The 12081-nt window shown below is 39.6% G+C and carries 13 protein-coding genes and 4 pseudogenes; 3 read left to right on the top strand and 14 right to left on the bottom strand.

Annotated features, from left to right (window positions below):
- Positions 1–53 precede the first annotated feature (53 nt).
- Positions 54–350, bottom strand: coding sequence for a hypothetical protein (locus tag WYK_RS17615; RefSeq protein WP_051387641.1), 297 nt, complete (start codon positions 348–350; stop codon positions 54–56).
- 517 nt (positions 351–867) lie between these two features.
- Here WYK_RS17615 and WYK_RS17610 point away from each other — a divergent pair.
- Positions 868–1320: a VOC family protein gene (locus WYK_RS17610; protein WP_040375769.1), complete on the top strand. Its 453-nt coding sequence runs from the start codon at positions 868–870 to the stop codon at positions 1318–1320.
- A gap of 115 nt (positions 1321–1435) precedes the next feature.
- Here WYK_RS17610 and WYK_RS24145 read toward each other — a convergent pair.
- Positions 1436–1525 (bottom strand): annotated as a pseudogene (locus WYK_RS24145) (HU family DNA-binding protein); the annotation flags it as partial.
- Here WYK_RS24145 and WYK_RS26210 point away from each other — a divergent pair.
- Positions 1492–1611, top strand: coding sequence for an IS3 family transposase (locus WYK_RS26210; RefSeq protein ID WP_407951468.1), 120 nt, complete (start codon positions 1492–1494; stop codon positions 1609–1611). The pseudogene WYK_RS24145 and the gene WYK_RS26210 overlap by 34 nt on opposite strands.
- Positions 1612–1668: 57 nt before the next feature.
- On the opposite strand, the gene WYK_RS25795 is transcribed toward WYK_RS26210, so the two are convergent.
- From WYK_RS25795 to WYK_RS17585, 5 genes are all read right to left on the bottom strand, one after another.
- Positions 1669–1863, bottom strand: a complete 195-nt coding sequence (locus WYK_RS25795) for an SDR family NAD(P)-dependent oxidoreductase (RefSeq protein WP_040375768.1) — start codon at positions 1861–1863, stop codon at positions 1669–1671.
- Positions 1864–2049: 186 nt separating this feature from the next.
- Positions 2050–3075 carry an LLM class flavin-dependent oxidoreductase gene (locus tag WYK_RS17600; RefSeq protein WP_040375767.1) on the bottom strand — a complete coding sequence of 342 codons (1026 nt, stop codon included), beginning with the start codon at positions 3073–3075 and terminating at the stop codon, positions 2050–2052.
- Between the two features lie 156 nt (positions 3076–3231).
- Positions 3232–4239, bottom strand: a complete 1008-nt coding sequence (locus tag WYK_RS17595) for an LLM class flavin-dependent oxidoreductase (protein ID WP_040375766.1) — start codon at positions 4237–4239, stop codon at positions 3232–3234.
- 31 nt (positions 4240–4270) lie between these two features.
- Entirely contained in the window at positions 4271–5236 is a 966-nt protein-coding gene (locus WYK_RS17590; protein WP_040375765.1) for a TIGR03571 family LLM class oxidoreductase, read from the bottom strand.
- 20 nt (positions 5237–5256) lie between these two features.
- A complete protein-coding gene (locus WYK_RS17585) occupies positions 5257–5580 on the bottom strand; it encodes an ArsR/SmtB family transcription factor (protein WP_040375796.1) in 324 nt (107 codons plus the stop codon).
- Positions 5581–6181: 601 nt separating this feature from the next.
- On the opposite strand from WYK_RS17585, the pseudogene WYK_RS17580 reads away from it, so the two are divergent.
- Positions 6182–7518 (top strand): annotated as a pseudogene (locus WYK_RS17580) (transposase); the annotation flags it as partial.
- A 72-nt stretch (positions 7519–7590) separates the two neighbouring features.
- On the opposite strand, the pseudogene WYK_RS17575 reads toward WYK_RS17580, so the two are convergent.
- The 7 genes and pseudogenes from WYK_RS17575 to WYK_RS17555 all read right to left on the bottom strand — a co-directional run.
- A pseudogene (locus tag WYK_RS17575) lies at positions 7591–8543 on the bottom strand (MsnO8 family LLM class oxidoreductase).
- 306 nt (positions 8544–8849) lie between these two features.
- Positions 8850–9830 carry an LLM class flavin-dependent oxidoreductase gene (locus tag WYK_RS17570; protein WP_040375764.1) on the bottom strand — a complete coding sequence of 327 codons (981 nt, stop codon included), beginning with the start codon at positions 9828–9830 and terminating at the stop codon, positions 8850–8852.
- Positions 9831–9852: 22 nt separating this feature from the next.
- On the bottom strand, positions 9853–10134 hold the full coding sequence (locus tag WYK_RS17565; RefSeq protein ID WP_040375763.1) for a DUF3219 family protein: 282 nt from the start codon (positions 10132–10134) through the stop codon (positions 9853–9855).
- A gap of 229 nt (positions 10135–10363) precedes the next feature.
- Positions 10364–10552, bottom strand: a complete 189-nt coding sequence (locus WYK_RS25790) for a hypothetical protein (RefSeq protein WP_235782554.1) — start codon at positions 10550–10552, stop codon at positions 10364–10366.
- Positions 10553–10567: 15 nt separating this feature from the next.
- The gene (locus WYK_RS25785) at positions 10568–10759 is read right to left on the bottom strand and encodes a hypothetical protein (RefSeq protein ID WP_235782553.1); all 192 of its coding nucleotides are present in this window, start codon (positions 10757–10759) and stop codon (positions 10568–10570) included.
- Positions 10734–11348 (bottom strand): oxidoreductase, encoded by a 615-nt coding sequence (locus tag WYK_RS25780; protein WP_235782552.1) that lies wholly within the window; start codon positions 11346–11348, stop codon positions 10734–10736. Before WYK_RS25780 ends, WYK_RS25785 begins: the two co-directional genes overlap by 26 nt.
- Positions 11349–11891: 543 nt before the next feature.
- Positions 11892–12080 (bottom strand): annotated as a pseudogene (locus WYK_RS17555) (winged helix-turn-helix transcriptional regulator); the annotation flags it as partial.
- Position 12081 lies beyond the last annotated feature (1 nt).

Raw genomic sequence — 12081 nt, 5'->3', positions numbered from 1 at the left:
CATCCTTAAGCAATAAAGTTGTTCGACAATAAGCATACGCTGCACCCGCTAGTCTAGATATAGACATCTGGTAAGTAACCCGCGACATAAATGTCGCGGGTTTTAAAATCAATAACATGGTTTTCATAATGCACAACTCGTAAAACAGTATGGGCTTCAAATGGCTTCAAATACTGATAGACACCACTAAACCCATCTCTTTTCTTAATTTCATCTTGAACTTCTTTCTCATAACCGATTTCTTCATAGTAAGAAAACCGAACCTCATCTATCGAACATAGTGGAATAGTTAATTTTTCCGATATGATCTCCGCCGCTGATGTTTTTCCAGAACAAGTCGGTCCAATCAAAATAATCAGCTGCCATATTCATCACTCCTACACATGGTTATCTACCATAATTATCCTATCAATTATCTTACTATACAATCAACTCTTCCATCGACAAAATGAATAGTTGGGTAAATAAATAGAGAAGCTAGAATAACATATAGGAGGTTCTAAAAATATGAATACCAATTATGAGGAATGTATGACTGGAAAGCCCTTTGGGTTTAGTTTGTTAGCCTATTCTCTATGCAATAAGTAATTATGTACAACTTTTACATCCAATGACGTTTGCTCACAATGTGCACAACCCTAAGTTAACTGTGATGGTCACAATAAGATAAAATCTCATTTATTAGCGGTGTTAAACTATTTCATGCTTTTTGTACTTATATGTGTAACTTTGCAATCAATGACCTTTGCTCTAACAATGTGAACAACACAGATAGTGTTTTTTGTTTGGAAGGAATTTGTAACTTTTTAATAGAATTATTATGAAGATGTTCAGATAATATATTTTTACATATAAGGAGATAAAACTATGGAAAAAAACAAATTACTAAAAATGGACAATGTCGGCATCGTTGTAGAATCCCTTGATGACGCAATCTCTTTCTTCGAAGAGATTGGCTTGAACCTCGAAGGGCGTTCCACTGTCGAAGGTGAATGGGCTGGTCGTGTAACCGGATTGGGTTCTCAGTGCGTAGAGATTGCTGTGATGGTTACCCCAGATGGCCACAGTCGACTTGAACTTTCTCGATTTCTCACCCCACTTGCTATATCAGATCACCGGACTGCTCCTGTAAATACCCTGGGTTATCTACGCGTCATGTTCACCGTTGAAGACATTGACGAAATGGTATCTAGACTCACTAAGTATGGTGCTCAGCTCGTTGGCGAAGTGGTTCAGTATGAGGACTCATATCGGCTCTGCTACATTCGTGGAACCGAAGGACTTCTAATCGGTTTGGCGGAACAACTCGATAACAAATAAGTAAGTGACCTTATATAAAAAGCCTTTACTGAAAAATACATTGAAACAGAACGCTACCCCTTATACAAAAAAAGAACGTCCAATTAAGTTATTAAAAACTTAATTGGACGTTCCTTTATTTTACAGATTCTTTCAATTCTTTACCTGGCTTAAAGGCTGGTAGTTTAGAAGCTGCTATTTGAATTTCTTCTCCAGTTTGCGGGCTATTACTACAATCATCAACGAATCAAGGTAAAATTAAAAGGCATGAGCCCGGTAGATGACCGGGTTCATGCCCTCAAGGCAGCCTAAGTAAATAAAGTGTCTAACTTTATGGGTTCCACTTCATACATGTAGCTGTTTAAATAATTATTTTCTACAAAAATTAAAACCTATTGCCTCCAGCTTTTCATTTTCCACTGCTGCTTCTTTTAATGCTTCTTTACCACAGCCACAAATTACAACATTGGTGCCTTCCCTGGCAAACGCGACGGCAATTGCTTTTCCAATACCTCTACTGCCGCCTGTCACGAGTGCTGTTTTATCTTTTAATCCCCGGTTCACTTTAGATCCAATCCTTTCTATGGGCGGCACACGCTCATGGATCATAACAACTCGGGATGTCTAATTGTTATCATCACGGATTAATCCGTTCCAAAAGCCGCCGACAGAAATATGGAGACCCAGGTCCTGGTCCGCTAAAATGTCCACTAATTGCAACGTTTGTTCCATGGTGAGGCCAGTTTTGACCTATTTTAGCTGAGTAATTTCTGCCAATATTTCATAGGAATGGAGGCGGGCCTTATGATCGTAAACCTGGGCGATTGCCATAATTTCATCGGCTTGACTTTCATCCAGAACCTTTTCCAGCTTTTCTTTTACGATTTGAGGACTGCCGACAATCGAAGTTCCTAATTGATTCTCAAGGGCAGCTATTTCATAGTCGCTCGCTATATCATTAATATTATCCACTGGCGGCTGCAATGGGACTTCCTTCCCGCGCATCAAATTCAAGAACTGCTGCTGCAATGTTGTAGCGAGCCGCTCAGCTTCTTGATCTGTATCGGCCGCAATGATGTTTAGCCCTACCATTGCATGCGGCTTGTCCAGTACTTTAGAAGGCTTAAACGAACGGCGGTACAGCTGGATAGCCGGCAATGTGTTATGCGGAGAGAAATGGCTCGCAAATGCAAACGGCAGTCCAAGCTCTCCTGCCAGCTGGGCACTGTATCCGCTCGAACCTAACAGCCAAATAGGTATGTTTAATCCCTCACCCGGAATTGCTTTAACATGACTATATCCTTGTGCCAGGGAAGGGTCAAAGTAATTCCGGAGCTCAGCCAGCTGCTCAGGGAAATCTTCTCCTGAACTTCTCAAGTCACGTCTTAATGCACGTGCGGTAAGCTGATCAGTGCCTGGTGCACGGCCCAAGCCAAGATCAATACGTCCTGGATATAATGATTCCAGAGTACCAAATTGCTCAGCAATAACAAGAGGTGCATGATTCGGCAGCATAATACCGCCTGAACCTACCCGGATTTTTGATGTACCTGCTGCAACATGGGAAATGACTACCGATGTTGCAGAGCTGGCGATAAATGGCATATTATGATGCTCAGCGAGCCAATATCGGTTATACCCCAGCTTTTCTGCGAGCCGGGCCAGCTCCAAAGTATTGCGAAAAGAATCAGCCGGCGTCCTTCCATCTGCAATTGGAGAGAGATCCAGGACCGAGAATGGAATATCCGTAATTTGTTTTGTATCATTTTCTGGCATATGCTCATCTTCTTTCTTTAAAAATTTCGTTTCAAACCTATAAAGAATTTACAGGTTATTTTCTTTTGTCTTCTTTTACTGCTTCAATCTAAATCACATTAATTTAACTGATTTAATATCTGCAGAAAATATATCCTTTATTAGATTAGACACTGTTTAATTTACTGCAGCCTGAGCCAAAATTTCATAAGAGCGCAGCCGTGCCTTATGATCAAAAATCTCTGTATGAACCATAATTTCATCAGCGTCAGTCTTTTCTATTAACTCATGTAGCTGCTGCTTCACACCTGCAGGGTCCCCGATGATGGAAGTGAAAAGCTGTTCTTCAACTGCCCTGCGTTCATTATTGTTCCAAAGCTTGTCCATATTATCAACAGGTGGCAAAATGGGCGAAGGCTGTCCGCGGGTTAACAAAAGAAATTTTTGATACATCGAAGTGGCAAGCCTTTGTGCCTCCTGTTTCTCATCAGCAGCCACCACTTGAACGGCTAACATTACATAAGGCTCCTCCAAAAATTGAGACGGACGAAAATAATCCCGGTACAGTTTTATGGCCTCCATCATGTTACCTGGAGCAAAATGTCCCGCGAAAGAGAATGGTAACCCAAGTAGTCCAGACAATTGTGCACTATAAAACCCTGAACCTAACAGCCAAATTGGCACATTTGTTTTTTCGCCGGGAATGGCGTGAATGCTAAATGAACCATTCTTAGTGGCTGTTCCTGTACCATAAAGATAAGCGATAAGCTCCTCAAGCCGGGCATCAAATTCAGGTTCACCAGCAACCCGCTGCCGCAATACATTTGCTGTATATTGGTCCGTGCCAGGTGCCCGCCCCAATCCAAGGTCGATTCGGCCAGGGAAGAAGGTTTCTAATGTTCCAAATTGCTCAGCCACGGAAAGAGGAGAATAATGGGAAAGCAGCATTGCGCCTGATCCAATACGCATTTTTTCCGTGACAGAGGCTACTCGTCCAATTACGACCGGGGATGCTGAACTCGCCATTCCTGCCCAATTATGATGTTCAGCAAGCCAAAACCGTTTATATCCCCACTGCTCTGTTTTCTTTGCTAGATCAAGCGTGTTTTGAAGGGAAAGTTCGGCTGATCCTCCCTCGACAATTGGGGAGGGATCTAGTACTGAAAGTTCTATTTTCTTTGTCATACTTCTTCCTCCTTTTATACAATTAAATTTTTTAAAGCTGGCCTGTGCCTTTATGGGTTGAAAAGTAGGGTAAAACAAATTCTCCAAGTTCCTGGATTACTTCCTCTGGAGGGCGCTTGGAAAAATACAGAACAAACGCCAAATGGTTGACACCAATCTCTTGAAATTGATGAAGTAGATCAACTAAACGGTTTCTTCCCACGGAATATCCTAAGGGTATTGGGACAGGCATTTCATCGGGATTTTCCAATAAATTGATGAACAAGCTTTGAGAAAAGGGTTTAAAATCTCCTGGAGCATGAACTTCAGTTAAAGCACGATAATCCTGGATAAGCTGCGCCTGTTGAATAATGCTTCTTGGGTATTGAAGCCACCCATCCCCATTCCTGGCTATCCAATTGATAGACTGATTGCTAAATCCAGTCACCATGGTCGGAATCGAAGATACAGGCTTTGGGATTAACCTCATATCTGTACCATCGATCAGCCCGGCGTGGCTGTGGATTGTCGGCTGATTCTCTTTTAACAGACGGTCGAGAATTTCAAAATTTTCTTTAAATATCGGACCGCTTTCTTGCTTAGATATCCCTAAAGCTGTAAAGTCTTTTTCCCTGTCCCCTGATGCCACTCCCATAATCAATCGACCTGGAAACAATTGATCGATTGATGCAGCTTCCTTGGCTACCCTGACGGGGTGGCGCAAAGGGAGAACTACACTTCCTGTCACTAACGCAATGTGCTTCGTATAGGCAGCAAGATACGTCAAATAAATCCATAAATCGTACTTTTGGCCGTTATCATCAATATTCAAATTCTGCATCGTAATATCACGGAGCCATAATGAAGCAAAGCCATATTCCTCAATTTTACGGGCAAGCTCCAGCTGATTCTCCATAATCGGATTTTTAGACATCCTGGCAGTTGGGAGGATAAATCCGAGTGTCATTTTGTCTTTCTGGTACATGCTGTTATAGGCACGATGATTTTGAAAACTCACTCTTGGTCCTCCTTAAAAGGTTATATTTTTAAGCCTATATACTTTTCAAACTGTTTAACGGTTTCCTCATTGCGTCGATAATAAGTCCATTGTCCGATTCGTTTCATTTCCACCAGACCGCTTTGCAATAGGATAGATAAATACTGGGAGGTAGTGGACTGTGATAGCCCTACTTTGCTGCGAATATCACTAACACAAACCCCGCCATCAAAGCCTTTTTCTTTGATGACATGGGCCTGCGGGGAAAAGTTATTATCAGGTTCTTTCAACATTTGCAGAATATTTACTCTTATTTGATTTGACAAAGCCTTGAAAATTTCAACTGCCTGTTCGTCATTTATCATATTTGATTCCCGATTCAACGGTGCCCGCCCCTTCCTAGTCTTATTAAAATCTATTTTGCTTGGAATGCGTATAAACTAATCGAACAAAAGGATATTGATAATTTGCGATATCTCTATATTATTCTCCTTTATACCCATAATCAAATTTTATGCTTTAGACAGGGCTAGGAAACGGCTTTAAAGGAACTACGCAAATAAGCTTAGATAACAGGTGGCAAAGAGATGAGGATTATTTTGCCCATCATTTAAATGGTTTGAATTGGTATATAGCTTTGAAAATCAAGACTTTAAAAGGATAGTTGAAGAAACTTCTGATGAAGATGATGTTATAGATGACGATATAATTGTTGCTTCGTTTGGGATCCTTGTAAACAACGTTTTGAAGCAGTCTTTATTGAGTCAAAGAGTAAACCCTCTCAGGATGATATTGTAAAATGGATTAACAAGTGTAGAAGTGCACAGGAATTTATAGAGGAAAGTGATGAGATTCCACATAAATTATGTGCTGGAACAGGGCAGGAAGACATGCAATGTTCAAAAAGTATTGACTTTCTGTACAAAATTATTAGCAGTAAGTATAAATGTGGAAGAATAATTTGAGGAGAGAATTACATCCCTAATACATCGATTACGTTAGATCAGTAAAAACATCGATGAACTTGAAGGTGTTAACTTTGAAAAAGGCAAATTACATGTCCATCGACTTGAAAAAGACGTTCCGGAAGATACAAAACAATATAGTGCCACCCTCTATAGCATGCTGCCACGAATAAAGCCTTTTAGAGGTAGCAAGTTGGACAGGGTTTGATGAACAATTTGTCCACGCATCCACCAATCGTCCACCAAAAGGGGAAAAAACAATTGCACTAGCAGCTCTTATGGCAATGGGTACCAACATCGGGTTAACCAAATTGGCTGATGCAACACCTGGTATCTCTTATCACCAAATGGCCAATGCATCTCAGTAGCGAATGCATGAGGATGCAATGAATAGAGCACAAGCTATTCTTGTAAACTTTCATCATCGTCGTTCATTAGTCTCATATTGGGGAAATGGAAGCACATCCTCCTCTGATGGTATGCGCGTGCAAGTAGAGGTTTCTTCCCTTAGTGCTGATCCTAATCCACATTATGGATCTGGCAAAGAAGCCACTATTTATCGATTCGTTAGCGATCAATATTCATCTTTCTATTCAAAAGTAATTAATACGAACGCTCGCGATGCAGTTCATGTTATCGATGGCCTTTTGCATCATGAGTCAAATTTATCAATTGAGGAGCATTCTACAGATACGGCTGGCTATAAAAATCAAATTATTGGATTGACCCATCTATTAGGATTTATTTTGCTCCAAGTCTATGGGATTTATCAGACTCAAAGCTGTATGTAATTGGAAAACCTAGCGATTTTCCAAAATCCGAAAATTTTCTACGCGGTCAAATAGATAGGAAGGTCATACGTGAAAATTACGATGATGTTCTACGTTTAGCGCATTCTATTCAAGAAGGGAAAGTGTCAGGTGCACTTATTATGGGTAAGCTAGGCTCTTATGCTCGACAGAACAAGGTTGCTAAAGCACTTAGGGAGATGGGAAGAATCGAAAAGACGATCTTTATCTTAGATTACATCTCAAGTGAATCGATCCGTCGGCGAATTCAACGGAGTTTAAATAAAGGAGATGCAATGAATGCTTTGGCAAGGGCCATTTTCTTCGGGGAAAATGGAGAATTGAGATAACGTGCTTTGCAGGATCAGTTGCAGCGTGCAAGCGCTTTAAATATCCTGATATATGCCATTATCGTTTTGGAATACGGTTTATCTAGGCAAGGCTACAGAACTACTCCGGAATAAAGGGGTGTTACGAGAAGATTTATTAAAAACATATTTCTCCATTAGGATGGGAGCATATCAACTTACTAGGTGAGTATCGCTCTAATCAAATGGGGGCTACGGTTACAACTTACCGTGTGAAAACCGGTTATTTTTTAAAAATTCTCCTTAACGTAATATCAGCGTTTTGTCGGTACTCCATTACGAAAATAATTCATAATTCGCCGATACGACTGTTGTTTTTCTTGGAAATCATAAATATTGTAAGATTGAGCCAATCGTTACATTGATAACGTTCGGACAGGTGAAGCAGTTCACTTTTTACTTTTTTCGGCCCACCGATGATCATCCGCTTCCGGTTTTCCAGCATCTGTTCTTTCTCCTTATCATTCCAGCTTTTCGCTTTTGCCTCTTCGATACTTGGCACCCGAATATCAAGACTTTTTTCCACATGCAGCAGCCAAACATCCTGGCTAATGGCAAGCTCTTCCACCTGTTCATCCGTTTCTCCACAGATAACGAAAATGGCAGAATGACTCAAATATCCTTGTCTAAATTTCGCTCGATATGTCTGATGAGCCTCTTTTCCACTGTTCGGGTTAATGAAATGACCGTATACATAGCCAATCCCCAGTTTCGCTGCAAGTTTAGCACTGTTTTCCCCAAAACCTAATGAGTATAAGTTCGGGGCGTCTTTTGTCCGTGGTACGGCACTAACATTTCCATCATTACTTAGGAATGTTATGAGGTCTGTCAATTTATCGGGATAGTCTGCTAGTTGATTCGGCTTGCCTTCGGCCAACAACGATCGAAACGTTTCATTTCCTCCAGGTGAACGTCCGACACCTGCCTCTATTCTTCCGGGAAAAAGTGATGTAATTGAAATAACTTGGTAGCCACCTTATATTCACTATACTGTGGAAGCAGGATTCCACCACTGCCAACCTTCAATTTGGCAGTCTTAGCTGCGACTGCAGCCATCATAATTTCAGGGGAACTTGATTCTAGTCCCCTCGTTGCATGATGTTCAGCAAACCAATAGCGTTCATACCCTAATTCTTCTACATATTGAGCCATTTCAATCGTGCGAGCAGTTGTCTATTCTGCAGTCACACCCCTTTGGTTGCGCTATCTGATCTAAACACCTAACATATTACCTACCTCTGCTTGCGCCTTTTCCACGAGCTGATCAACGTCTTTTTTAACTGACATATCCGCTTGGACAGCAATTACTTACACCTTGCCATTTTAACTCTGTAATTCACTTATTACTTCGTTTAATTTTTCCAGTCAACGTTCAGCCAAGACAACATTTGTTCCCTCCACGGCTAATTCCTTAGCAATAGTAGCCCCTATTCCAGTGCTGGGCACCAGTGATGATCGCTGTTTTTCCTTGTAGTCTGTTCATGACAATTTCCTCCTTTTAATCTTAACTTTTTCATTTAATAAATTGTTCTGCGATTAATCGATATGATTGATGCTTATCCTTTGATGAATAAGTGATAGTTACAATCATGATTTCATCTGCTAATACATGAGATTGAATTTCTAATATTTTACTTTTCACCTCATTAGGAGTACCTATAATCATTTTCTTTTTTATTCTTTCAATAGACTTTTGATTACGTTGATTTAATAGAATTTTTTTTGCCTCATCAACAGAAGGAACTCCTTTGTTTCCTTCCATACTCTCATTTTGTAGTTCCCAAACAATTGAACTTAAAGCAATTTCTTCTGCTTTTTGAGTAGTTTCTGCACATATTACTGATAAAGCCATAATGACGTATGGTTTTTGGCCTTTTTTTCTTGGTTGAAATGACTGACGATATTGTTGGACGATTTCTGCTCCGTTTTCATCACTCATAAATTGTCCAAAACTATAGGCTAAACCGTTTTCCGCCGCAAAATTTCCACTTTTTCTACTTGTACCTAACATCCATAGATCAGGACTAATTTGCGGTAACGGAGAAGCCTCTAATACGGTCCCTTCATTATCTATGTATTTAATTAATTCATTTACTAAATCAGGCATTTTATAGACATGTTGCAAATAGTTATCCGATAATGCATTTGATGCTTCAGCAGGACCACCCGGTGCCCTTCCAATCCCTACATCAATTCGATTAGGAAATAGAGTGGATAACATGTGATAGGTTTCTGCTACTTTATACGGCTTATAGTATGGCAATAAAACTGCTCCAGAGCCAATTCGTATATTTTTTGTATTTGCCCCAATATATCCTAACATTACCTCGGGAGCGGTGCATGCAAGCCCTGGCATTGCATGATGTTCAGCAATCCAATAACGTGAATATCCTAATGTCTCCCCTATGCGTGCGAGATTCATTGATTCCTGTAATGCTTCATTTGCCGTTTGATAAGTTGAAATGGGAGACTGGTCTAAAATGCTTAATTTCATAAGATGAAAATCCCCTTTTATATTATTCCGCTTCTTTCAAAGTCAGTTTATATTCACCAATTTGCCCTTTTTCGTATAGATTCGTAATTGATGTTGAATATTCTTGAATCGTTCCGCGGAACTCAAGATGTCTCTCGAGTACGATTACATCAAATGTTCCTTTGTATAATAACGTTGCTATGTCATGGTAGTCGTCACTTGTAACATAAAAAGTTAACGATATCTGAGTTTTACCTTCTATCTTTTTTTCATCATATTGTGTGATTTTAATTTTAGTATCATTTAGTTGGATTTCTGTAACCATTTCATCATCGTCCCTTTCTAAAAGATAACACATCCCTTATACATTTAACGTACTCTAACTTAGAAATGACGCCGTATGATATGATCTTTCTAGAATATCGTGACGAACGTAAACTTTCTACGTTCGTCACAACCATGTAAAAAGTTAATCAACCGTTAATACTCCCGTTAGCTGTAGTTTCAAGAATGTAACCAACTTACTTGTGATCCGCGCTTTTATTGAATTTGGTTTAGCGTAATCGATCAGGCATCATAATACTCAGGAAATCTACAACCCCATTCCCTATCATGAGTTCTTCTCTATCTTGATCAACTAGTACTCTTCTGATCGTATCTTCTTTTCCCTCCAGCACTTTACTTATCCAGCGAGGATCAATGATGAGAGAGCGCCCTACTGCTACTATTTCAGCGTTTGTCAATGTCTCCTCTGCATCCTATTTAGTACGAATATCACCAACACCAATTAAAGATACACGTCCATTTATTTTCTCATAAACATATTGCATAATAGATTTTTCTTTATAATCTTCAGATACAGATACTCGCTTAAAGTCACCCAATGATATATGCAAATAGTCTAACCTTTTATCAGCTAATTTATCAACAAGATAAAGGGTATCTGACATTTTTATTCCCAGGTTCTTCATATTCTTCTGGAGAAAAACGATATCCCACGATAAAATCTTGAACATTTGAATTATCCACGACCTCAGTAACAGAATCAACTAATTGGTTAATGAAATTAAATCGTTTCTCTATACTTCCTCCCCATTGGTCTTCACGACAGTTTGAGTGTGGAGAGAAAAATTGTTGGATTATATAGGTGTTTGCTCCATGAATTTCTACCCTATCAAATCCAGCTTTAATTGCACGTTCAGTCGCTTTTTTAAAGTCTTCGATTAAGTCGAATATTTCATCTTCAGTTAACGCTCTTAGAATTTCTGCATTCGGACGTTCGGCAGCGATGGCACTGGCAGAAACCGGTTGTACACCACGTAATACTCCTGAATCTGTCATTCTTCCTGCATGGAAAAGTTGTAAAATAGCTTTTGTTCCATTTCGTTTGATAGTTGATGATAATCGACTAAGGCTAGGAATAAATTGATCTGATGCAACGCTCAATTCACCTTCCCATCCTTTTCCGTTATCTTGAACATTTGCTGCCGCAGTGATGATTGCCCCCACTTCGCCCGTTCTTAACGAATAGTATTCCATTCATCTTGTGTTACTACCCCGTCATAAAAACTCATTTTCGTTGTCATTGGAGCAATCACTACTCGATTTTTCAACGTCAATCCTCTGCGAAAAGTTAAAAAACGCCATCCTTTCTGTATATTTTTACAAAAAGAATAGCGTTTTTTGGGTTATAGGGATAGATATTCATCTTAGCTTGATGGCGATGTAGTGGTACCCCTGTAAGTACGCACTTTATAATTAAATAGTATCAATTAAATTACATAGTGTAAGTATACTAACTACTGGGTCTTTGTATAATATTCCTAGAAACAAAAAATTTTCCCCCTCTGAGTTGACTCTCCTTCATTAAGCTAACCGTACACCACCATGGCTAGAGAATTGCACCAATGCCGGGTGCATGTGAAAAAGCCAAGGTCAGCGACTATACAAAAATCGCTAACCTTGGTTTTTAATAACTGATTATTAAATGTTGTGCTTTTCTCTACCTTAATTTGATACGTGACCATATCAAGGTAAAAAAAAGAGAAAACATCTTTGAATAAGAAAGAAGGGATAGTTTTTCTACTTGATATCCTCTTTTCTTTTTACTTGGCCCCCAACAATATTCTCCATATAATTTTTACCCCAATTATACATCGAATCAAGAATCGGCATCAGGCTTTCTCCTTGTTCTGTCAGAGAGTATTCCACTTTGGGAGGTACAATTGGATAAACTTCGCGATGAACAATAAGATCTTCTTCCAGCTCTTGG

The organism is Peribacillus psychrosaccharolyticus ATCC 23296 (assembly GCF_000305495.1).
GTDB classification, from domain to species: Bacteria; Bacillota; Bacilli; order Bacillales; family DSM-1321; genus Peribacillus; species Peribacillus psychrosaccharolyticus.
Note: the sequence above shows the minus strand (reverse complement) of the source record. Positions and strands in the feature narration are given on the sequence as shown.